Origin of the sequence: Paenibacillus antri, from assembly GCF_005765165.1 — a bacterium.
GTDB classification, from domain to species: domain Bacteria; phylum Bacillota; class Bacilli; order Paenibacillales; family YIM-B00363; genus Paenibacillus_AE; species Paenibacillus_AE antri.
In genome coordinates this window covers 106,080-129,586 of the sequence record NZ_VCIW01000023.1, presented here as the reverse complement: position 1 = coordinate 129,586, position 23,507 = coordinate 106,080, and the positions used below count along the sequence as shown (strand labels likewise).

Sequence of the window (23,507 nt, the reverse complement as noted above, 5' to 3'; positions counted from 1 at the left end):
AAAGCATCTAAGCGTGAAGCCCCCCTCAAGATGAGATTTCCCTGCTTGAAGACCCCATGTAGACGACGTGGTTGATAGGTTCGGGGTGGAAGCGCGGCAACGCGTGGAGCTGACGAATACTAATCGGTCGAGGACTTATCCAACATATTCGGAGTGTACAATTGTTTCGCATCCAGTTTTCAAGGGGCAAGACTCCTTGAACTATATTGGTTTGGTGATAATGGCGGAAGGGAACCACGCGTACCCATCCCGAACACGAACGTTAAGCCTTCCAGCGCCGATGGTACTTGGACCGCAGGGTCCCGGGAGAGTAGGACGTCGCCAAGCCGAGAAGCAAAGAACGCCTCTAGATCGAATCATCGATCCGGAGGCGTTTTTTTTGCGTCATGCCGCAAGCGGAATTAGGAAACCCTAATGTCAACCCTGACTATGCGTTCAAATCGGAACGGACGGGTTCCGCATGGTCGAAGAAGCCGGTGAAGGTCGATGGGATGACGGAAGCGATACGAGCAAAGGCCCGGCAGTGCCGGGAGGCCGCTCCATTTTCCGGAACGTAGCGGACGTGCGGTGAAACGCAGATCGAGCATGAGCCGCGAGCCGCTGCTCGCGCCCGCTAGTTTTTCCCAATCGGAGCTCCGACGGAGCGGCCGCGACGAAAAGCGGCTGCACGCGGAGCCCTTTTTTTGGTAAGATGGAGGTGGACATGACATTTATCATATCCTCGTACTGACGTTTATGTCTTCTTCCGAACGGGTGCATTTTCTAAAATGAGATTAGGAAAACTGCACCTATAGAAATCTATAGGAAGAGGCTCGGAGTTATTCCGCGCGTCGGAACGAGGAGGATATCCATCATGTCTCAGGACAAAACGAAAGTCGCACAACTCAAAAAGGAGATCGCTCCTTTCGAAAAAACGGACACGGCGAAGAGCGTCCGGCAAATGATTAACACGATCGTTCCCTTAATAGCGCTCTGGTATGCGGCATACGCCGCTTTATCCGTATCGTATTGGCTGACGCTCGCCCTCGCGGCGGTCGCGGGGGGCTTTCTGGTCCGCACGTTCATTATCTTCCACGATTGCTGCCACGGGTCGTTCTTCAAGAGCCGCAGGGCGAACGCGATCGTCGGCACGATTACGGGCATTCTTACGGTCGTGCCGTATGCGCAGTGGAAGCATACGCATTCCGTCCATCACGCGACGAGCGGCAACCTCGACAAGCGCGGCGTGGGCGATATGTGGGTCATGACCGTCGAAGAATACGCCGCCGCGTCGTTCTGGCGCCGTCTGGCGTACCGATTGTACCGCAATCCGCTCGTCATGCTCGGCCTCGGGCCGGCGTACACGTTCTTGATCGACTACCGCTTCAATCGTCCGGGGGCTCGCTGGAAGGAACGCATCAACGTATACTTGACGAACGTGAGCATCGTAGGGTTATATGCGCTGCTGTGCTGGGCGATCGGCTGGGAAGCGTTCCTGCTCGTGCAGGTCCCGGTGTTCCTCGTCTCCGGAATGGCCGGAGTATGGCTGTTTTACGTGCAGCATAATTTCGAGGATTCGTATTTCGAGCACGAGAACGAATGGAGCTACGTGCAAGCGGCCGTCGAAGGCAGCTCATATTATAAGCTTCCGAAGCCGCTGCAGTGGATTACGGGCAACATCGGCTTCCATCATGTGCATCACTTGAGCCCGAAGGTGCCGAACTACTATTTGGAACAGGCGCACAACTCGACCCCGCCGCTGCAGCGGGCGACGACGATCGGCGTCTCCGAAAGCTTGAAGTCGCTTTGGTTCCGACTTTGGGACGAAGACGCGAAGCGATTCGTCGGGTTCCGCGAAGCGAAGCTCAAGATGCGCGCCGCGGCCGCGGAGGTCGCTAAGGTCGGCGGTAAGCCGATGCGTCCCGGATTGCAGCGGGAGTAGCCGGCGGGAGGAGGAGCGGACATTTCCAAGTGGAGTCAGTTTTTCATTAAAAACACCGGACTCGGCCCATACGTATGGGTCGTGTTCTATATTTTGCCCTTCTATTTCATTTTTCGCTCCTCCTCGCCGTACGAGATCGCGCTGGGCATCGGATTGATCCTGTTGTTCTTCGCATGTTACGTGATGGCGTTCGTCTCGAAGAAAGGGTGGCTCGTCTTCTTCTGGACGAGCGTGCAAATTCTCGTCTCCATCGTCATGACCGTGCTGTTCGGCTACGTGTACTTCTCGTTGTTCCTGGCGTTCTTCATCGGGAACCTGCAGAACCGCGTCGCCTTCTTCACGTTCTATACGATTCATCTGATCAGTACGATCGTGACGGTCAACGTCGGCTTCGCGACGAAAAATCCGGTCTTCATCACGCAGCTGCCTTTCGTGCTCGTCTGTCTGATCGGCGTCGTTCTGCTTCCGGTCAGCACGTACAACAAGAATCGGCAGGATAAGCTGGAGGGCCAGTTGGAAAATGCGAACAAGCGCATCTCCGAGCTCGTCAAGCTCGAAGAGCGCCAACGCATCGCCCGCGACCTGCACGACACGCTCGGTCAGAAGCTGTCGCTGATCGGACTGAAGACCGATCTCGCCGGAAAGCTGATCGACCTGGACGCGAGGCAAGCGCGCGCGGAGCTCGACGACATCCGGCAGACGGCGCGGACGGCGCTGAAAGAAGTGCGGGAGATGGTCACCTCGATGCGCGGCGACCGGGTGGAAGACGAGTTGTACCGCGTCCGGCAAATCCTGAAGGCCGCCGAAATCGAGCTGCGGCTCGAAGGCGACCCGACGCATCTGGATACGTCGCTAATGATCGAGAACGTACTGAGCATGTGCTTGAAAGAAGCCGTCACGAACGTCGTTAGGCACAGCAAGGCGTCGGTATGCACGATCGCCTTCCGGCCGTCGCGCACCGAGCTCGTCTTGCGGGTGTCGGACAACGGCGTCGGAATAGCGAAAAATACGGTTCGCGGCAATGGCCTGCGAGGCATGCGCGAGCGGCTCGAATTCGTGAACGGATCGTTCGACATCGAGTCCGTTCACGGGACGACGGTCGTCATCCGCGTGCCGAACATGCCCAAGCCGCCGGAGAAGGAGGAGATTCGCGCATGATTCGCATCGTGATCGCGGAAGACCAACGGATGATGCTGGGCGCGCTCGCCTCCTTGCTGGATCTCGAGCCCGACATGACGGTCGTCGGCCGGGCGAACAACGGCGAGGAGGCCGTGCGTCTCGTGAAGGAGCATCGGCCGGATATATGCGTGATGGACATCGAGATGCCGGCCAAGAGCGGCCTCGAAGCGGCGGAGGAGCTGAAGGGGAGCGGCTGCAAGGTCGTCATTCTGACGACGTTCGCGCGCTCCGGGTATTTCGAACGGGCGCTCAAAGCGGGCGTCAGCGGTTATTTACTGAAGGACAGCCCGATCGAGGAGCTTGCCGATTCGATCCGCAGCGTCATGTCCGGACGGCGCATCTACGCGCCCGACCTCGTCGACGACGCGTACGCCGAGAGCAATCCGCTCACCGAACGGGAAACCGAGGTGCTCGAGCTGATGGCCGACGGGAAAAACACGAAGGAAATCGCCAGCCAGCTGTTCATTACGACCGGCACGGTGCGTAACTATATTTCCGTCATTCTCGACAAGCTCGACGTCGGGAATCGGATCGAGGCGATCAAGCGGTTCAAGGACAAGGGATGGTTTAAATAGAGGAGGGGCGGCAAAGGATGATTCGTACGGGATTGGTGTCGATAACGTTCCGATCGCTGACGCCCGCGCGCGTCGCCGCGCTCGCGGCGGAGGCCGGATTGGAAGCGATCGAGTGGGGCGGGGACATCCACGTCCCGCACGGCGACGTCGCCGCCGCACGCGAGGTCGCCCGACTGACGCGGGAGGCCGGACTGGCCGTCGCGGCTTACGGCTCGTATTACCGGCTCGCGGCCGGGGCCGAGCAAGCGTTCGACTTCGACGACGTCTTGTCGACCGCGCTCGCGCTCGGCGCGCCGTCGATCCGCGTCTGGGCGGGGGATCGCGGCTCGGATGGAGCCGACGAAGCTTGGCGCGCGCGGGCGACGGCCGACGCGCGGCGCATCGCGGAAGCGGCCGCGCGCGAAGGCGTGCTCGTCTGCCTCGAATACCACGCCCGGACGTTGACCGATACGTGCGATTCCGCGATCCGCTTGCTCCGAGAAGCGGACCATCCGAACTTGCGCACGCTGTGGCAGCCGGAGGTCGGCGGCTCCCCGGAACGGCTGCTCGAGGAGCTGCGGCGGCTCGCGCCGTGGCTCGAGTACGTGCACGCGTACCATTGGGAGGGGCGCGAACGGCATCCGTTCGCCGAAGGGGAAGACGTCTGGCGCCGCTATTTGAACGAGCTGAGCGCCTTGCCCGGCGACCGGTTCGCGCTGCTCGAATTCGTCGCGGAGGACGACCCGGCTCGGCTCGCCGAAGACGCGGCCGCGCTGAAGCGATTCGCTTCCGGGGCGGCCGGCGGTCATGAGGCGAACGATTCCGCACTACAATAGTAGTGAGGGGGGATCGCATGAGACGATTTCAAGGATTCGCGGCCGGCCTGCTGGTCGGCGCCGCATTGATGACGGCATGGCCGACGCTCGCGGCGACGGTGAAGACGTATGTCGCGACGGCGGCGAACTATCCGGTGTACGTGAACGGAGCGCCTTACGTCGATGGAGAACGGCCGATTCTGAACGTCGACGGCAGTACCTACATACCGCTTCGGGCGGTCGGCGAGCTGCTCGGCGCGCAGGTGGAATGGAGCGAATCGCCGCGGCAGGTGGACATTCGCCGCGACGTCGACGAGACGGGCAACAACGCGTTCCGCAACGTCGTCGTTTCCGGTTCGGCCGGCAGCTATACGATCCGGGGCGAAGCGCGCGTGTTCGAGGCGACGATGCAATACGCCGTGTCGGACGGCCACCGGTATTTGTTCGAGAAGACGGTTCAAGTGAACGAAGGGGCGCCCGCCTGGTCGGCGTTCGAGCTGAAGGTCGACGTGCCCGCGTCGCAGTTGCCCGTCAACGGAACGCTTATGCTCGAGCTGTTCGAATACAGCGCGAAGGACGGCGCCAAGGTCAACATCTGGGCCGTGCCGCTCGAAGGATTCTCGTAAGCGTATGAAGAAGGCTGTCCAAGAGCGCTTAGCGTTCGGGGCAGCCTTCCGTGCGCTTGGCGGCGCGATCGTTCTCGAGCGAAAGGCTCGAGTATAATGAAGGATTCCCGCCTCGGCAGGGAGAATGTTACATGGGTAGACATCGACGACGAAAGGATGGACGAACGAGCATGAGACCGGCGGAACTGTTGGCAGAATCCAAAGCTCGTTGCATCCGGTCGGGGCTGGATCCGGGGGAGCTCCCCGCATTCTCGGATCGCTTGACCGCCTCGGAGCTGCAGGCTAGAAGAATCGCGTTTCAAGAGGTATTGGAAGTGACGAATTGTTTTATCGATAAATTTCTGTCCGCCGCGCCGGACGATCCGCTGCTCATTCTTATGACGGACGCCGAAGGGTGCGTGCTGGCGCTGCGAGGCAACGCCGCGATGGAACGGCAAGTTCGACGGTTCGGCATCGTAGAAGGCGTGAGATTCACCGAGGACATGGGGCCGAGTTCCATCGCATTGTCGCTGAGCTGCGGACAACCGGTGCTGCTGCTCGGGAAGGATCACTATCAAGAGGCGCTGCACGGCGTAGCGTGCTGCACGGCGTTGTTGCGACGCGATGCCGGGGCGGCGCCTGCGGGGACGCTGACGTTCATGACGGGACTCGACGACGCGCATCCCCATTTGCTCGCGCTGCTGTGCGCGACGGCGGATTCCATCGAGCGGGAGCTGCTGCAGCGCGGGCGCAACGAGCAGCTTCACATGCTCAACCAGGCGCTCATCGAGAACAAGCATTACGGCGTCGTCGTGACCGACGAGGCGGGTGTCGTCGTCGAGTGTAACGCGTTAAGCGTCGGCATGCTCGGTCCGGCGCTCGCGCCGAGCGTCTCGGCGCTCTCGTTCGAGCCGATCGCGGCGATTTTCCGGCACGTGCTCGAGGAGCGAACGGAACGCATGGGCGAGGAGCTCGTGTTGACGGGGCGGGAGCCGTTCGAACGCGCGATGCTGGACGTCGTGCCGATCTTCGACGGCGCCGGCCGGCTCGTGCGCGTCTTCGGTTTGCTGCGGGATATGACCGAGCGGCATAAGACCGAGGAGTTGCTCCGCAATACGGAGAAGCTGGTCGTGGCCGGTCAGCTCGCGGTCGGCATCGCGCACGAGGTGCGCAATCCGCTGACGACGGTCAAGGGATTGCTGCAGTATTCGAAATCGCGCGCCGAGCCGGCGTATTACGATTTGATCATGTCGGAGCTGGACCGGATGAATCTCATCGTCAGCGAGTTCATGATTCTCGGCAAGCCGGAGGCGCCGTCGCATCGTCCGATCGATGCAAGGGCCGTGCTGCGGGAGCTGCTGGCCATATTCGATACGCAGGCTTCGCGGAACGGGGTGGAGATCGCGACGACGGGGGTCGACGAACTGCCGCTCTCCGGCGATCCGAACCAGCTGAAGCAGGTATACTTGAATGTACTGAAGAATGCGATGGACGCTCTGCCCTTCGGCGGTCGCATCGACATTCGGTTCGAGACGTCCGGGGGCGAACGGCGCATTCGGTTCGCCGACGACGGCAAGGGAATGTCCGAGGAGACGCTGCGTCGCATCGGCGACCCGTTCTTCACGACGAAGCCGGACGGCAACGGACTCGGCATGATGATCGTGAAGCGGATCGTGGCGTCGCACGGCGGGCGCCTGTCGATCGAAAGCGAGGTCGGCCGCGGGACGGTCGTGGAGCTGGCGTTTCCGGGCGATGGATCATGAATGGGAAATTGCGTTCTTCTTGACTACGCATACGTCAGCGACACATGGATGTCCTGGTTATAGTTGCCGAAGCCCTTCCCGAACAGCGTAACCCCGCCGACGTTGCGCGCCGTCTCGAGGGCGGCGATGCGGAACGAGATCGTCTCGCCGTAGGCGAGACCGAGCGCGTCGAGCGTCACGTCCGACAGGCGAACGCCGTCGATGTAGGCGCCCGTCGGTCCGACGGACAACGTCTTCAGCAAGCCGTACTGCGAACGGTTGATCCACCACTCCGGCGTATACACCCCGCGCGTCTCCCCGAAGTCGCCCGGACACGTCCACGTGCCGAGCAAGCGATCGTTCACGTAGAAGCTGATATCGGAAGGCCAATTTTCGTTGAAACCCGGCGCCTCCGAGCAGATTTCCAAAGAGATGTCGAGGCTGAGCGCCGTCTGATTCCGCAGCAAGTAATTCGGAATGCGGTATTCCACGAAGCCGCTGCCGAACCACAGATGGCTCGCCTTCACATGCTCCGGATCGGAGAAATACCGCGGATCGTCCACCATGCCGATCATGCCGTGCTCCGAGGCGAGGCCGCAGGTCGGCTTGACCGCGCAGCTCGAATATTGGCCGACCGGGAGCGACACCTCGTACCGGTTGGCCGAGGCGGGGCGCTCCCCTGCCGCCGGCCCTCGCTTCAGCACGAGCGTCAGCTCGTCCAGGGCGAGCCGGCACAGCTTCTGCATGCCTCGCTTGCCTGCGATCGACTCGGTGACGAGAAGTCCGGCTTCCTCCATTTTCTGTACATGCTTCGTTACGATCGCGGAGGACAAGCCCACCGCGTCCGCCAGCTCTTTAATGTTCATCGGCCGTTCGTTCAACAGCTCGATTATGCGAAGCCTCGATTCGGACGAGAAGCATTCGAAGATCGCTACATTCGTACGATCCGCTTGCAGCCGCACGGACACCCCTCCTGTCGTTACAGCGACCCTTTTTCACGATTATATAACTTAACAGTTAACTAATCAACTTATATGTTGACGAAATGAATGGGTGCGATTACAATTGGGTTGGAAACGTGAACTCGTTCATTAATTGCTTAATCATTATATTTACGAAAAAGGGAGCTGTTTCGAAGATGACGTCGCCAAGACCGGATTATCCGCGCCCGCAATTCGTGCGGGATGCTTGGGAAAGCTTGAACGGAGAGTGGGAATTTGCGTTCGACGACGCGCGCGTCGGCCTGTCGGCCAAGTGGCAGAAGGGTGAGACGCCGCTCGATAAGCGGATTCAAGTGCCGTTCTCGTTCGAGAGCAAGCTGAGCGGCATCGGCGAGACGGGTTTCCACGACGTCGTCTGGTACAGGAAGACATGGAAGGCGCCGGCTTCGTTCGCGGGCAAGCGAGTGCTGCTGCACTTCGGCGCGGTCGATTACGAGTCCAGCGTGTGGGTGAACGGCGAGCTCGTCGCGACGCATCTCGGCGGCCATACGCCGTTTTCGGCGGACGTCACGGAAGCGCTGAGCGCGAGCGGCGACAACGTCATCGTCGTGCGGGCGGAGGACCGCGGGAAGGACTTGTTCCAACCGCGGGGCAAGCAGTTCTGGGAGGAGAAATCCCGCGCCATCTGGTACACGCGGACGACGGGCATCTGGCAGTCGGTGTGGGCGGAGTCCGTATCCCCGATCTACTTGGAGAAGGTGAAATACGCGCCGGACATCGATACGAACGAAATTCGCATCCGCGCGTTCGTGAACGGTTCGATCGAGGGCCGAGACGTGATGCTGCGGACCGTCATCACGTTCAAGGGCGAATTCGTGGCGGAGGATCTCGTCCGCGTCCGCGACGCCGAAGAGAGCCGTCGGGTGAAGCTGCCCGGCTTGAACGATCACGGCATGGACCGGATGTGGTCGCCGAACCGGCCGAATTTGTACGACGTCGAATACGAGCTGCTCGTCGACGGCGCGTCGGTCGACCGGGCGAAGAGCTATTTCGGGATGCGCAAGGCATCGATCGAAAACGGGAAGTTCAATCTGAACAACCGGCCGTATTTCATGAAGCTCGTGCTCGATCAAGGCTACTTCCCGGACGGCAACCTGACGCCGCCGAGCGACGAAGCGATCAAGCGCGACGTCGAGCTGACGAAGGCGATGGGCTTCAACGGCGCGCGGAAGCATCAGAAGGTGGAGGATCCGCGGTATTTGTATTGGTGCGACGTGCTCGGGCTTCTCGTCTGGGGAGAGATGGCGAACGCCTGCGACTTCTCGGAGACGTATTCGCGCCGCATGACCGCGGAATGGCAGGAGGCGGTCGAGCGCGACTACAACCATCCTTGCATCGTGGCATGGGTGCCGATCAACGAAAGCTGGGGCGTGCCGAACATCCAGATCGACGAGCGGCAGCAGCAGCACGCGCTGGCGATGTACCATCTGACGAAGTCGCTCGATCCGTCGCGGCCGGTCGTCTCGAACGACGGCTGGGAGCTCGTGAAGACGGACCTGTTCACGATTCACGATTACGAGTCGCGTCAAGAGGTGCTCGAGCAGCGATACAGCACTGTGGAGAGCGCGGTGAACGCGATGCCGGCGAACCGTCGGCTCAGCGTCGGCGGCTTCGAGTACGAGGGGCAGCCGATTCTCGTCACGGAGTTCGGCGGCATCGCGTTCAAGAAGAGCGATTGGGAAGGCTGGGGGTATTCCGGCGCCAGCGACGACGAAGATTACTTGAAGCGGCTGCGCGCCGTCATTCAGCCGCTTCGCCGCTCCGGCGTCGTGCAAGGGTACTGCTATACGCAGCTTACCGACGTCGAACAAGAAATCAACGGCCTCCTTACGTACGACCGTACGCCGAAGGTGCCGCTCGAGAAAATCAAAGAAATTTTGGACGCGCGATAAGATGCGTCGGACCGCAGGGCTTCCATGCCGCCTTGCGGTCTTTTTTGCGTTTATCCGGACGCCCGGGGGACGAGCCGCGCGGAGAGCAGAATTTTCTCCGGCTGCTCCCCGGGCTTCTCCTTCCGCCGGGCGAGCTGCTCCGCGGCGCGGCGGCCGAGCGCTTCCTTGGCGAGCTCGACCGTCGTGAGCGGCGGGTCGCCCGCGGCCGACGCTTCGACATTGTCGAAGCCGGCGACGGCGCAGTCGTCCGGGACGCGACGGCCGGCGCGGCGCAGCCCGCGCAGCGTCTCGAGCGCGATATGGTCGTTCGCGCAGACGAACGCGTCCGGCAGCTCGCCGGCGCCGAGCGCGGCCAGCGTCGCGTGCAGGCCGTCGGCCCAGCGGGGCTCGGCGTACGGCACCGTCCACTTGCGCAGCCGCGCGCCTTTGCCGCCGCCGAAGGCGTCGATCGCCTGCCGGCAGCCGCGCCAGCGTTCCCGGAAGCTCGGCGCGAACGCGTCGTCGCCGACGAAGACGAACGAGCGCCGCCCGGCGAACAGCAGATGGTTCGTCAGCAGCTCGGCGCCGTCCGCGTTGGCGTTCAAGACGGCGTCGGCCCGGACGAGCGGCTCCTCGTGATCGAGCAGCACGAGCGGCCCGCCCATCGCCTGCACCGACGCGAGCGTCTCCGCGGACAGCGTGCCGACGGCGATGTGGCCGATGCATGCCTCGCGGTCCATGTAGGCGGGGAAGGTCGGCGGGGCGTCGGGTCTCGGCGAGACGACGGCGTGCTCCCAACCGAGGTCGCGGCAGGCCGTCGTCACGCCCGTCAGCAGGCGCGCCCAGTAGGAGGATTCGTTTTGCATCGTCGGATCCATCCAAATTAACGCGTATGCGGCCCCGCCGATCGGCTCGGCCGCTTCCGCTTCGGGTGCGCCCTTCGGCAGCCGGTAGCCGAGCGCGCGCGCCGCGGCGAGGACGGAGCGGCGCGTCTCCTCGCTGACGCCCGGCTTGCCGGACAGCGCGCGGGAGACGGCGAATTTCGAGAGGCGCAGCGAATCGGCGATCGTCTGCATGGAGACGCGTCGGGGCATCGGAATCCCTCCTTGACGGATTGTTAGGTAATCAATAGAATATAGCAAATTTCAGCTAACGACAACCTAACGAAACTAACAACACGACATTGGGAGGGCTTTATTTATGGTGGCTTCCGGCAAGAAAGTAGTTTTCTACGATAAGAGTTTCCCGTACGACGGAACGAGACCGGACGAAGCGCAGCTCGGAAGCATCGGCGCATGGGGATCGATCGTCGACGCCGAGGGGATCGCCGAGGCGTTGGCGACGGCGGACAGCTTCGTTACGCTGCACGGTCCGTATTTCCCGAAGGCGGTTTGGCCCGAGCTGCTGGGGTATCTCGAGCGCGGCGGCGGGCTCGTCCTGCTCGGCGGCGCGCCGTTCCGCATCCCGGTCTACCGGGAAGACGGCGCGTGGAAGACGGAGCGGGAGCAGACGGCGTATCACCGCCAGCTGCTCATTCACGAAGCGCTGCGGGTCGACGGCTCGCGGGCGGCGTCGCTTCGGGCGAACGAGGACATCCCGCTGCTGAGCGGGCGCGAATCGCTGTTCGACGTCGCGGACACGTACGGCCTGATTCTGCATGTCACGCGCCAGAGCGACAGTCCGCACGAACACGGCTCTGCCGGTCCGATGGACGCGCGCATCTATCCGCTGCTGACGGGCGTCTCCGCGGACGGGCGGGAGACGGCGGCGCCGGCCGTGCTGATGGAGCATGCGAAAGGCGCTTACGCGGGGGGACGCTGGGCGTTCGTCAGCCAGCCGCTCGGCGATCGGTTCTGGACGCAGGACGGCGCGGCCGCGCTCGCCGAAATGGCGGACTTCGTCTCGAAGGGCGTAACGGAGCTGTGGCTGAAGCCCGGGTACGGCAGCTACGAGCCCGGGGAGCGGGCGAGCTTCGCGCTGCAGGCGCAGACGATTCGCGGCGCCGCGCCGCGGACGTGGACGTTCCGCTGCGAGGCGTCCCTCGAGCGGAACGGGCAAGTCGTACCCGCGTGGGAGCGCGAGTGGACGATGGCTGCGGACGCGGCGCTGCGCTTCGAACGGTTCGCGGCGCCCGATCTCGTGGAGCCGGGCCGGTACAGCGTCGTCTGCGTGGCGACGGCGGACGACGGGGAGCGGCGCGTTCTTCGGCAAGGCTATTGGGGGATGGATCGCGCGCTGCTCGAGGCCGGCGAGCCGCTCGCCGTCGGACGCGATTATTTCGTCAAGAACGGCAAGCCGCTCCCGATCGTAGGCATGACCTATATGACGAGCGACGTCGCCCGCAAGTTCTTGTTCCTGCCGAACGTCGAGGCGTGGGACCGCGACATGGCGCAGATGAAGAAAGCCGGCATCAACCTGATTCGAACCGGGGTATGGACCGCATGGCGGCAGATGATGTTCGCCGACGGCCACTTCTCCGAGGAGGTGCTGCGCGCGATCGACGCGTTCGTTCTGACGGCGAAGAAGCACGAGCTCGAGGTAACGTTCAACTTCTTCTCGTTCACGCCGGAGACGTGGGAGGGGGCGAACCCGTACCTCGACCCGCGCAGCGTGGAGGCGCAGAAGCGGTTCATCCTGTCGGTCGTCTCGCGCCATCGGACGACGACGAACGTGCAGTGGGATTTGATCAACGAGCCTTCGATGTTCGACCCGAAGCGGGTGTTCTCCGGGCCGGCCTCCTCCCGCGACCGCTTCGAGCAAGCCGCGTACGTCGAGTGGCTGAAGTCGCGACACGGCTCGATCCGGCTGCTGCAGGAGCGCTGGAACATGACGCCGGCCGAGCTTCCGAGCTTCGAGGCGGCGCGGCCGCCGGAGCGGGACGACATCAACTTCCACGTCCAAGACGTGGGACGCTCGAAGAAGGGGCTCGTCTGGCTCGACTATGCGCTCTTCACGATGGAGATGCACAACCGCTGGGCGCGGGAGCTGGTCGGCGCGATCAAGGCGGCCGCGCCGAATCAGCTCGTCACCGTCGGGCAGGACGAAGGGTTGGCCGGGGGCCGGCCGTCGCCGTTCTTCTACGCGGAGGCGGTCGATTACACGACGGTGCATACGTGGTGGATGATGGACGCGCTCGTGTGGGACGGTCTGTTCACGAAGGACGGGCATAAGCCGAATCTCGTTCAGGAGACGGGAATTATGTACGTCGAAGCGGCGAACGGCTTCGCGAAGCGGTCCGAGGAAGAGCTCCGCAACATTCTCGAGCGGAAGTACGCGTACGCGTTCGCGACGGGCGGCGCGGGCGCGGTGCAGTGGATTTGGAATACGAATTACTTCATGGACAACGTGAACGAGTCGAACATCGGCGCGCTGCGGGCGGACGGCACGGAGAAGCCGGAGGCCGATGTTTCCTACGACTTCGGCGCGTTCGTCGGGAAGACGGGAGAACGGTTCGAAGACCGTACGCTCGAGGAGATCGCGGTCGTGTATCCGTATTCCAACGACTTCTCCAATCGGAAGTTTTCTTACGACGCGACGACGCGGCTGACGCGGGTGCTCGCGTACGAGATGAAGACGCCGTTCCGCGGCGTATCCGAATACCATCTGGACCGGACGGCGGGCGAGCGGCCGAAGCTTTGGATCGTGCCGAGCGCGCATAACTTCAGCGACGAGGCGCTCGCCGCGTTGGCGGAAGACGTCCGCGCGAACGGAGGGACGGCGCTCCTGACGGGACCGATCGGACTGGACGCGTACTGGGGACCGAGCGGCCGCTTGGCGGACGTCGTCGGACCGACGGTCGTCGAGAACGTGCTCCGCGAAGAGCGGCTGACGATCGACGGACGCAGCTACCCGGCGTCGTTCGGCGGAGCGGGCATCGCGTCGCTCGCGAAGGAGCGTCCGGAAGACGTGAGCGAGCTCGTCCTCCGATCGTATCCGCTCGGGAAGGGGACTCTGCTCTGGTGCCCGCTGCCGATCGAGCTGAACGAGCGGAGCGACGTCCTCCGCGCGGTATACGCGAAGGCGATGCGGGAAGCCGGCGTCGCCGCGGAGCTGGAGTGGGAAGCCGGCGGAGACGCGCCGGGCGTATACGGCCGCAAGCTGACGTTCCGGGACGGGGCGCTGTTCGTCTTCGTCTCCGAATCGGGCGCGGACGCGGACATCCGGGTGAAGGATCCGGCGACGGGCCGACGTTATTCGTTCGCGCTGGAGCGCGAGCGGAGCGTCCTGTTTTTCGCCGGGCGGGACGGCGCGGTGGAGGCGTCGTACCGGTCGCATCAAGTCCGGATCGACGTGGAATAGTCTAAATCGCGATGCAGAACGGCTCGGCCTTGTTAGGCCGGGCTGTTTGCATCGCCCGGGAGGGGACGGGTCGCAGGCGGCGTTGACGCGGGGCATCGAAGCATGGCTGCGATCGGTAAGCGAATGAGCGGGAACGTGGGTAAGAGGAGACGTTCTTGGGCAAACTGGTAATTAAAGGACTACCAGGAACAAGGAGCGGACCCGATGACATTAACCCCATTAACGCACGAGCAGCGCGTCACCTTGCACGGCTTCAACAATTTGACGAAATCGCTGAGCTTTAACATGTACGATATTTGCTATACGGAGACGAAGCAGGAGCGGGAGGCGTACCTCGAGTATATCGACGAGCAGTACAATTCCGACCGCCTGCGCATGATTCTCGGCCATGTCGCCGAAATTATCGGCGCCCACGTGCTGAACGTGGCGCAGCAGGATTACGTGCCGCAGGGCGCGAGCGTGACGCTGCTCGTCTCGGAGGGACCGGTGGTGGAGGTACCGAACGAGTCGTACTCCGAATCGCCCGGTCCGTTGCCGGAATCGGTCGTCATGCAGCTCGACAAGAGCCATATTACGGTACATACGTACCCCGAGTACCACCCGGACGAGGGCATCAGCACGTTCCGGGCCGACATCGACGTCTCGACGTGCGGGGAGATTTCGCCGCTGAAGGCGCTCAATTTCCTGATCCATTCGTTCGACACCGACATTATGACGATCGATTATCGGGTGCGAGGCTTCACGCGGGACATCGAAGGGAACAAGCTGTTCATCGACCACGACATCAGCTCGATCCAGAATTATATCCCGGAGGAAGTCAAAGAGGAGTTTCACATGATCGACGTGAACGTGTACCAGGAAAACATCTTCCATACGAAATGTAAGCTGAAGGCGTTCGACTTGAACAACTACTTGTTCGGGTACACGAAGGATAAGCTGACGCCGGAGCAGGCGGAGACGATCGAGGATCGGCTGCGGACGGAGATGGACGAGATTTTCTATGGACGGACGATTTCGAGCGGCTCGATCGATCAGGTGCAATAGACGGAACATCGAATACGGTCAAGGAAACGGAAAACCTCCCTCTAATTCGGGATGATCCATCGAATACGGTCTACGAAACGGAAAACCTCCCTCTAATTTGGCGTGCCCTCGTCGTTTTGACGGTTTGGGCGCCGATTAGCGGGAGGTTTTCCGGTTAAATCCTGTTTTTCGCGGTTTCGAAGGGGAATTAGCGGGAGGTTTTCCCGTTTAGGAACTTAATGCACACCGGCTTCCCGACGGAGAAGCGGGACACCGGCTCGCTCAGGCGACCCGTGACCACGCTCCGCCGGAAGACGACGACGTCGTTCGTGTCGCGGTTCGCCGCGAGCAGGTACGCCGCGTCCGGGTCCGGCGACAAGGCGAAGTTGCGCGGATGGCGGCCGGAGACGGACGCGTGCTCGACGAGCAACAGCGCGCCGCCGTTATCGATGCGGAAGACGACGATGCTGTCGTGCCCGCGGTTCGAGCCGTACAGGAAGCGGCCGTCCGGCGAGACGTGAACGTCGGCGCATGCATTCTCGCCTTCGTACGATGCTGGAAGCGTCGGCACGGTTTGGATTTCCTCGAGCGCGCCGGACGATTCGTCGTAAGCGAAAGCCGTAATCGTGGCGTTGAGCTCGTTAATGACGTACCCGACCGGCAGCGTCGGATGGAAAGCGAAGTGGCGCGGCCCCGCGCCCGGTGCGAGCGAGACGGCCGAGACGGGCTCCATCGCGCCGGCCGAGAGGTCCAGCCGGTACGTGACGATCTTGTCTGCGCCGAGGTCGCAGGCGACCGCGAATCGGTTGTTCCGATCGACCGTGACGGAATGCGCCCGCGGACGGTCCTGCGCCGGATGGACGCTTGCGCCCTCGTGCCGGCGCACGTCGCTGGAGGCGCCTACGCCGCCGTCCGGCTCGATGCGGTTCATGCCGACCATGCCGCCGTGATAGCTCGCCGTCATCAACGCCGTGCGCGTGCGATCGAGCTCGACATGGCAGGTCGGGGCCGGAATCGTCTCCGCGATGTTCAGAAGCGACAGCCCGAAGCCGGCGTCGATGTCGAACGCCGCGACCGCGCCGCGCTTCGCGCCGTCCTCGCCGGCCAGCTCCGTAATGGCGTACAGCTTGCGGCTCGGCTCGTGCACCGCGAGGAACGTCGGGTTTTGCAAGCCGGCATAACTGCCGAGCAGCGCGATCTCGCCCGTTGCGCGGTCGAATTCGCAAACATAGACGCCGCTGGAATCGGCGTTCGCATATGAACCTATGAAGAAGATATCTTTCATTCCGAAGATGCACCTCGCGTCTAGAAAATGTCACCTCCTATTATCGCCTACCGGACGACATAAAAACAACAAGCCGGCTCTCGCGCGCGAGGACCGGCTTGCTTGCCGCGGAGCCGCGGATTATTCCGCGCTCAGCACGATGTGGGCGACCGTCAATTTCGGAATGCGGAGCGCGAAGGCATTGCCATCGATCGACTCGACCGGCGCGCGTTCCGTAATGGCCGCGCTCGCTTCGTCGAAGGCGAAGACGCGTGCGGACGTATACGTTCTATCGCCTGCGATCGAGAACGACGCATTCATGTCGAAGTCGTAGTTTTTGTTGATCGCGATGATGTGCAGATCGCCGTTGCCGTCTTCGAACGTCGAGCCGTAGATCGAGCTGTTTTCGATATCGGACGTCTCGGCCTTCACCTTCGTATCGCCGTACGCGCCGTTCTCGCCGTCGTAATTATTGAAGATTTTGAACGCGGCGGAAGCGTACGGCGCATCGGCGCGGCCGTTCACCATTTTCCAATAAGTTCCTAAGTGCACCCCGTATTTTCCGAAAATGCCCAGGACGTCCGCCACGGCGATACCGCCCGAAATATGCGTTTCCCCGCCGTAGTTGTACTCCGTGAACGCAAGCTTCGTGCCGGCATTGTACGTGTCGATCGAGTCCTGCAGCTTCGGAACGAGCGGCAAGAACTTCGAGTACCACGTACCGATCTAGCTGTTTTCGCGGTAGCTCGGATCCCACAGCGAACGCGGCGCCTGAATGCGCGTCTTGTTCGCTTCGACATTGTCGTCGGTGTCGCTGTCCGTAATGCGCACGCCGCCGCCCGACACTTCCGGGTACCAATGCAGGTCGAGGACGTCGAGCAGCCGCTTGCCCTGCTGCGCCGACGCGACGCGCATCTGATCGAGGTAGTAGTCGATGTACCAGTCGTAGTTGCCCTTGATCGTCGGCCAGTCCGGCGAGCTCTGCATGTCGAGGTATTCGCTGAAGCCGTACAAGACCGGTCCGTACACTTCCGCCGACGGGTCGACGTTCTTCACGGCGGAGGCGAGCGCCACGCCCTTGTTCAGCACTTCCGCCGCGCCGGTATGCTCCGGATGCATGAACGGATGCGTCTCGCTCCAGAGGCCCGGCTCGTTGTCGAGTTCGTAGCCCCTAATGCCCGTCGCCGAGGAAGCGGGACCGAACGTATTCACGAGATGGTTTACGAATTCGTCCATGTAGACGTAGCCGTCGGTCGTGTCCGGCGTCTCCGCGAACGGCGCGCCCTTCGTCGGCTTCACCAAGGCCCAGCGGTCGCCCGGCGCGGTTTCGCCGGCGTTCACCGGACCGTTCTTGTCCTTCGCCACGTAGCCCGCCGCTTGCAGCGTCACGAGCGAGTAGGCGTTCTTCCGCAGCGACTTCTCGTGGAACGCGGTCGCGCCGATGCCCGGCACGCCGTGCTGCGCCCAGTCGACGCCGCCGTAATACCACGGCACGTAGCCGTCGCTCGAGTGCATCCAGTCGGCGCCCGCGTTGGACGCGTTGTTTTCCCAGTTGTACGTGGAGAGTCGGTTGCCGCCGAGGCGCCGCGCGGTCCAGTTCTCCGTGCCTTCCAGATCGTCGTTCGTACCGTAGATGTAAGGCGAGATCGGCGCGCGTTCGGCGGCGGGATCGATCTCGAACGAGACGTCGAACGTCTGCGTCGGGTTCCGCAGCGTGTTCAGGCGCATCGGATCGCTCCACGGTCCGGCCGTCGCGCCGTCCTTCGCGCGGACGCGGTACGCGTGCACCTCGCCGGACGTCAAGCCGGCGTGCGTATAGGACGTCTGCAGACCCGCGTCGACGACGGCGCCGTCGATTTCGACGTCGTAGCCCGTAATCTCTTCGTCCAGCGCTTTCCACGTCAGCGCGATCGACGTCTCGGTCTTTTCGGCGCGTACGTTCGCCGGCGGCGGCAACAGCTGCGCCCCCGTCGTCTTGAGCGTAACCGGCGCGCTCCAGACGCTGGGCATCGCCGCGCCGCGGGCGCGCACCTTATACGTGTGCTTCGTGCCCGGGTTCAGCCAGTCGTGCGTGAACGAAACGTTCTGCACGTTCTCGATTAAACGGCCGTCCGCCTCGACGTCGTACCCGAGGGCGCCGTCGACCGGCTGCCACGTCAACGTTATGCGATCGTCGCTTGGCGTCGCGACGATCCCTTCCGGGAACGCCGGCATGTCGTACAGCGTCGGTTCGGTTCCCCAGGCGAGCTCGCCGCCCAGGTAGCCGACGATCGTCGGCGCCGGGCCGAACGTGCCGTCGTTCCGGAACGAATAGTCGTTCGATTGGTCGAAGGCGGACCAATCCTTCTTATTGATCCAAGTATAGACGCCGGCTTTGGCGCCCGGCGCGAGCGTGCCGGAGCCTTCGGCGAAGCCGATCTCGAGGTAGTGGTCGGCCGTCTCGGACGGGATCGGCATCTTCGCGAACCGCGTCGACACGTTCTCCTTCGTCACCGTCGACCAGAAGCCGATCGAGAGCGGCTGCTCACCGTCGATCGTGAAGTAATAGCGTGCTTTCAAGCCGCTTAGCTCGATCGGAGACGCCGTGTTGTTGACGATTTCGAACTCCGGCGAAGGCATCTGGGTCGAAGCGTTCGTTCCCGTCTTGCCGTACACCGTAATCGTCGTCGTCGGCTCCGGTTCAGGCTCCGGCTCCGGCTCCGGTTCAGGGTCCGGATTCGGATCGGGATTCGGATTCGGATTCGGATTCGGATTCGGGTCCGCCGTCGTCCCTTCGTCGGCCAGCCGTTCGCCCCAGACAAGCTCGCCGTCCAAGAACGCCGGCACCTTCGCCCAGTCGACGTAATCCGAGTCGACGCCGTTGAAGGAGTAATCGTTCGTCTGCGTGAACGAATGCCAATTCGTCTTATTGAACCAACCGACGATCGAGAGGGCGCCGCCCGCCGCCAATTCGCCGGCGCCGCTCGTAAATCCGATCTCCAGGGAATGATCGGCCCCGTCGACCGGCGTCGCCAGCTTGACGAAGCGGACGGTCAAGTTATCCTTGCCGACCGGCGTCCAGCAATCGAACGCCATCGGAGCGTCGCCGTCCGCCGTGAAATAATACTTCAGCCTGACGTCCTCGAGCGCGATCGGCGCGTATCCGACGTTCACGACCTTGAACTGCGGGCTTGGCTGCTGCGTCGTCTCCGAACGCCCCGCGTTGTAAAACTGAACTTTCACCTGGCCTTCGGCCGCCGCCGAAGCGACCGGCGCCTTGTTCCATCCGCCGAACGCCAATATGCCGTTCAGCGCCACCGTGCAGGCCAATGCCATGGCCCATCCGCGTGTGCCGCGGTTCTTCCGCGTTGTTTTCTCCACTTCCACATTCTTCCTTTCAAAATTGATCACAGGTGCTATCATACCGGATGTTGAAACAAATTTTTGTGGTGCGCGCCACATTTTGAAAATTTATTTCACAAGCCGACTTGGAAGGGAAAACGCTTCCTTCGTCGAAACGGAATGCGTAAGCGGCGAGGCCGCATTGACCAAGAGGGGGAATGTTGATGAAGGCGAAACCGCATCGACCCGCGATCGCGGGAGAGTGGCGGCTGCTGTTCCGGCCCGAGAAGACGGGGAACTACGTGAACGATCACAGCCTTGTCCGGGCGGCCGACGGGACGTGGCATCTCTTCGGCATTACGAGTTTGGGCGCGTCGATCGATCCGGAGCACGAACGGTACTTCGTGCATGCGAGCGGGAAAAGCCTGGAAGCCGAGTTCATGGAAAAGGGGAAGACGATCGACCACGGCACTCGCGCGTGGGCGCCCGGCATCGTCGAGGCGAACGGCCGCTATTACATGTACTACGGGCCCGCGCCGACGAAGCTGGCCGTCTCCAACGAGCTGTACCATTGGATCAATAACGACGTCGCCTTGATCGGCTCGCCGGTCGACGCCTGTCATCGGGATCATATGGTGATGCGGCTGAACGACTACACGTGGGTCATGTACGCGACCGGCGTCCGGCCGGGCGGCTACGGCTGCATCTCGGTTTACGTGTCCAACGATCTGCAGCAGTGGAGGTTCGTCCAATACGCGCTGACGACGTCGGGAGCGGCGCCGCTGCGGTGCGCTTGGGGGGCGACCGAGTCGCCTTACGTCGTTTTCCGCGAGGGGTACTATTACTTGTTCGTCACGTACACGGACTGCAGCGACGAAACGTATAACGATACGCTCGTCTTCCGCTCGGCCAATCCGTTCGACTTCGGCGATTACCGAGGCGGCGACGGCGGGGCGGTCCCGGTCGCCAAGCTGTTCGGACACGCGCCGGAGGTCGTTCGCGATCCGGATACCGGGACGTGGTGGATGACGACGTGCGGATGGAGGGGCAAGGGGGCGCCTCACGAAGGGGGCGTATCGATTGCGCCTCTGGTTTGGGCGGCGGAGGAATAAATCGAGAAAGTTGAGCGGCGGAAGCACGCAGAACCGCGTTGCCGTCGACGGGAGTGCCGGCACCTGCCGCAGAGCCGACTGTTCAGCCAATAAGGCGTAGCGCCGCTAAGCTCCTCTCCCGGGATCGGGAGGGGAGCTTTCGTTTTTGAGGCGGGCGGGCAGAAGTGTCAAATTTTGAGCAGTTGAACGGAATGAGCTCAATTTTTGAGCAGTTTGTTTCGGTAGAGGTGGGGGAACGGCGGTTTTGGAGGGGGAGCGTGGACGGCGGGCGGGCAGAAGTGTCAAATTTTGAGCAGTTGGGCGAAATGAGCTCAAATTTTGAGCAGTTTGTTTCGGTGAAGGTGCGGGAACGGCGGTTTTGGAGGGGGAAGAAAATGTGCCGGCCTAGATGAGGAGTGTAGAAGTAACGCGGGTACGTGGTTATAAGTTGGAAAAATCCGCTTAAAGTGCTGAGATAAGTGCGAATACGAGGTTATAAGCGGAAAAATCCGCTTAGTCCGCGTAAAGCGCGAATGCGCGCAGGCGGCCGGCACCGGCTGTCGCAAACTTCTAGTTCACGCGGCGGCGCCCGGGCGATATGATAGATACATAGAAGAAAGCGCGCTCAAGCGCGACGAACAGAGGAGGAAGAAGCCATGCAGCCGTTCACCGCACGCGCGGTCGCGGTCATCCGGGGGATCCCGGCCGGGCGCGTCATGACGTACGGCCAAGTGGCCGAAGCCGCCGGCAGCCGCCGAGGCGCGAGGCAGGTCGTGCGCATCCTGCACGCCATGAGCGAGAAGCACGGCCTGCCGTGGCACCGCGTCGTCAACGCGCAGGGGCGCATCGCGCTCGCGGACGACGAGGGCCGATACGCGCAGCGGGAGCTGCTTCGACAAGAGGGCGTCGACGTCGACGAAGACGGCCGCCTCGACTTAGGGGCATACTTGCACCGCGACTCCTCCACCGACATAACCCCGCAAGACGGCTAAGAAGAGGTCCGTTTTCCCCGGCGACGACCTCCCTCTTCCCGGGTTCAAAACCGAAAGCGCTTGCCGGATAATGATAGAAGCGCCCGCTGCGCCGACTTTGGGAGAAGAAGGGGATGCGTGACTCCATGGGACGATGTTCGAAACCGATGCCGCCGTGGCCGCTCCTGTTGGTCGCCGCGTCGCTCGCGGGTTGCGCCTGGGTGCCGGGCGACGCCGGCGAAGCCGAGCCGCAAACCGGCGATCCGGAAACCGCCGCCGCGCGAGAACGAAGCGAGGGCCCGGCGACGTACTCGATCAACACGGCGGACGATAAGCTGCGCTGGGGGACGCCGATCACCGACGTCATTACGGCGAAGACCGGCGTCGCGCTCGAATACGAGCTGACGATCGGCGAGCAGTTCCAGCGCTGGGATCTGTGGCTCGCCGGCAACGACTACCCGGACATTATCGTGCTCGACCCGAAATATACGGCGCGCTACAAGGAAGCGGGAGCGATCATTCCGCTGAACGATCTCATCGACGCGTACGGCCCCCACATCAAGGAGAAATACGGCGAGTACTACAACCTGCTCAAGGACGAGAACGGCGACATCTACTCGCTCTACTCCGTCAAGAACGCGCAGGAGGCCCCGGCCGACAGCAGCGGCAACTTCATCGTGCAGTACGAGGTGCTGCGGGAAGCCGGCTATCCGGAGCTCCGCACGTTCGACCAGCTGTACGAGCTTATTCGCGCGTACGTCGAGAAGCATCCGACGATCGACGGGAACGAGACGATCGGCTTCGGCGCGTACATGAACGGGTGGACGATGAAGCATGCGTTCAACAATCCGGTCATTTTCGGAAAAGGGTACCCCGACCACGGCAACTACACGATCGACGCCGACGGCGATGTTCGGTACAATCCCGTGTCCGACGATACGAAGGCATATTACAAGTTTTTAAACAAGCTGTATGTGGAAGGGCTGTTCGATCGCGAAGCGTTTTCCATGGACGAAATGACGTTGAAGGCGAAGATCGCCCAAGGCCGGGTGCTCGCGGCGTACGCGCCGAGCTGGATGGTCGACGAAGCGGAGAAAGCGCTGCGCGCGGCCGGCAAGCCCGAGCGGGCGTATGCGCACCTCCCGCTGTATTTCGACGCGGAGACGGTCGACCGCTCCAATGCGATTACGCCGACGAGCGCCGGCAGCTCCCAATGGACGATCTCGAGCAAGGCGAAGGAGCCCGAGCGGATCGTGAAGATGATCGATTTTTTGTTTTCCGACGAGGGGCAAATTTTGACGCAATGGGGCATCGAAGGCGAGGATTACACGGTGGAGGACGGCAAACGGACGATCGACCCGGAGCTGCTGCGGCGCCGGCAGACGGACGTGGACATCGACTACGAGCGCGGCTTCAAGAGCGTGTCGACCGGCGACCACATGTGGTTCGGCATCGGACACGGCGCCCTTCTCGCCGACGGCGATTACGCGACGCCGCTGACGAAAGACTACGTCCGCGCGAGCTACGACGAGACGACGAAGGCGGTTCTAGGCGCGTACGGGAAGCAGGTGTGGGCGGATTTCTTGCCGCCGGTCGAGAAGGTGCCGGGCTTCTTGTGGCAGCTGACGCCGCCGGAGGAGACGAAGGTCGAGGAGCAACGTATGGACGATACGTGGCGCAAGCATGTGCCGAACATCGTGATGGCGCCGACCGAGGCCGAATTCGAAACGGCATGGGCCGCATTCGTCGCCGAGGAAGAGGAGGCGGGCGTGCGGAAGGCGAACGCCGCCTACACGCGGCTCTGGCGCCGATTCGTGACGACGTACAGCGAAAGCTTAGGCGGCGATTGA

The 23,507-nt window shown here is 62.5% G+C and carries 17 protein-coding genes and 2 rRNA genes; 14 read left to right on the top strand and 5 right to left on the bottom strand.

The features are described 5' to 3' along the window. The 8 genes from FE782_RS26845 to FE782_RS26810 all read left to right on the top strand — a co-directional run. Window positions 1-143: ribosomal RNA gene (locus FE782_RS26845) — 23S ribosomal RNA — on the top strand; the annotation flags it as partial. Window positions 144-210: 67 nt separating this feature from the next. After that, window positions 211-327, top strand: a 5S ribosomal RNA gene (gene rrf, locus FE782_RS26840). Between the two features lie 526 nt (window positions 328-853). After that, complete coding sequence (gene desA / locus FE782_RS26835; RefSeq protein WP_138197443.1) at window positions 854-1,921, top strand: Delta(5) desaturase DesA; 1,068 nt, start codon at window positions 854-856, stop codon at window positions 1,919-1,921. Window positions 1,922-1,942: 21 nt separating this feature from the next. After that, a complete protein-coding gene (locus tag FE782_RS26830; RefSeq protein WP_138197442.1) occupies window positions 1,943-3,079 on the top strand; it encodes a sensor histidine kinase in 1,137 nt (378 codons plus the stop codon). Further along, window positions 3,076-3,675: a response regulator transcription factor gene (locus FE782_RS26825; protein WP_138197441.1), complete on the top strand. Its 600-nt coding sequence runs from the start codon at window positions 3,076-3,078 to the stop codon at window positions 3,673-3,675. The genes FE782_RS26830 and FE782_RS26825 overlap by 4 nt, the downstream gene beginning before the upstream one ends. 17 nt (window positions 3,676-3,692) lie before the next feature. Beyond that, on the top strand, window positions 3,693-4,490 hold the full coding sequence (locus FE782_RS26820; RefSeq protein ID WP_138197440.1) for a sugar phosphate isomerase/epimerase family protein: 798 nt from the start codon (window positions 3,693-3,695) through the stop codon (window positions 4,488-4,490). A 17-nt stretch (window positions 4,491-4,507) separates the two neighbouring features. Further along, window positions 4,508-5,095: a Gmad2 immunoglobulin-like domain-containing protein gene (locus FE782_RS26815; RefSeq protein ID WP_138197439.1), complete on the top strand. Its 588-nt coding sequence runs from the start codon at window positions 4,508-4,510 to the stop codon at window positions 5,093-5,095. Between the two features lie 170 nt (window positions 5,096-5,265). Continuing rightward, window positions 5,266-6,837, top strand: a complete 1,572-nt coding sequence (locus FE782_RS26810) for an ATP-binding protein (RefSeq protein ID WP_158299567.1) — start codon at window positions 5,266-5,268, stop codon at window positions 6,835-6,837. Window positions 6,838-6,860: 23 nt separating this feature from the next. Here FE782_RS26810 and FE782_RS26805 read toward each other — a convergent pair whose 3' ends face one another. Next, a complete protein-coding gene (locus FE782_RS26805) occupies window positions 6,861-7,778 on the bottom strand; it encodes an ArsR/SmtB family transcription factor (protein ID WP_138197437.1) in 918 nt (305 codons plus the stop codon). Between the two features lie 176 nt (window positions 7,779-7,954). On the opposite strand from FE782_RS26805, the gene FE782_RS26800 reads away from it, so the two are divergent. After that, a complete protein-coding gene (locus FE782_RS26800) occupies window positions 7,955-9,709 on the top strand; it encodes a glycoside hydrolase family 2 protein (protein ID WP_138197436.1) in 1,755 nt (584 codons plus the stop codon). Between the two features lie 50 nt (window positions 9,710-9,759). On the opposite strand, the gene FE782_RS26795 is transcribed toward FE782_RS26800, so the two are convergent. Further along, the gene (locus tag FE782_RS26795) at window positions 9,760-10,782 is read right to left on the bottom strand and encodes a LacI family DNA-binding transcriptional regulator (protein WP_138197435.1); all 1,023 of its coding nucleotides are present in this window, start codon (window positions 10,780-10,782) and stop codon (window positions 9,760-9,762) included. Between the two features lie 106 nt (window positions 10,783-10,888). Between FE782_RS26795 and FE782_RS26790 the strand changes: the two genes are divergently transcribed. Together FE782_RS26790 and speD are read left to right on the top strand one after the other, a co-directional pair. Further along, on the top strand, window positions 10,889-13,987 hold the full coding sequence (locus FE782_RS26790) for a glycoside hydrolase 5 family protein (RefSeq protein ID WP_138197434.1): 3,099 nt from the start codon (window positions 10,889-10,891) through the stop codon (window positions 13,985-13,987). Window positions 13,988-14,191: 204 nt separating this feature from the next. After that, window positions 14,192-15,031: an adenosylmethionine decarboxylase gene (speD, locus tag FE782_RS26785; protein WP_138197433.1), complete on the top strand. Its 840-nt coding sequence runs from the start codon at window positions 14,192-14,194 to the stop codon at window positions 15,029-15,031. A gap of 187 nt (window positions 15,032-15,218) precedes the next feature. Here speD and FE782_RS26780 read toward each other — a convergent pair whose 3' ends face one another. From FE782_RS26780 to FE782_RS26770, 3 genes are all read right to left on the bottom strand, one after another. Continuing rightward, window positions 15,219-16,295 carry a lactonase family protein gene (locus tag FE782_RS26780; RefSeq protein ID WP_138197432.1) on the bottom strand — a complete coding sequence of 359 codons (1,077 nt, stop codon included), beginning with the start codon at window positions 16,293-16,295 and terminating at the stop codon, window positions 15,219-15,221. Between the two features lie 120 nt (window positions 16,296-16,415). Continuing rightward, entirely contained in the window at window positions 16,416-16,976 is a 561-nt protein-coding gene (locus FE782_RS26775; protein WP_138197431.1) for a hypothetical protein, read from the bottom strand. Window positions 16,977-17,000: 24 nt separating this feature from the next. Continuing rightward, entirely contained in the window at window positions 17,001-19,634 is a 2,634-nt protein-coding gene (locus FE782_RS26770; protein WP_158299566.1) for a cellulose binding domain-containing protein, read from the bottom strand. Window positions 19,635-19,819: 185 nt separating this feature from the next. Between FE782_RS26770 and FE782_RS26765 the strand changes: the two genes are divergently transcribed. The 3 genes from FE782_RS26765 to FE782_RS26755 all read left to right on the top strand — a co-directional run bounded on the left by FE782_RS26765 (window position 19,820) and on the right by FE782_RS26755 (window position 23,507). Next, window positions 19,820-20,707 (top strand): glycoside hydrolase family protein, encoded by an 888-nt coding sequence (locus tag FE782_RS26765; RefSeq protein ID WP_158299565.1) that lies wholly within the window; start codon window positions 19,820-19,822, stop codon window positions 20,705-20,707. Between the two features lie 635 nt (window positions 20,708-21,342). Then, window positions 21,343-21,678, top strand: a complete 336-nt coding sequence (locus FE782_RS26760) for an MGMT family protein (RefSeq protein ID WP_138197428.1) — start codon at window positions 21,343-21,345, stop codon at window positions 21,676-21,678. Window positions 21,679-21,803: 125 nt separating this feature from the next. Next, window positions 21,804-23,507: an extracellular solute-binding protein gene (locus FE782_RS26755; protein WP_158299564.1), complete on the top strand. Its 1,704-nt coding sequence runs from the start codon at window positions 21,804-21,806 to the stop codon at window positions 23,505-23,507.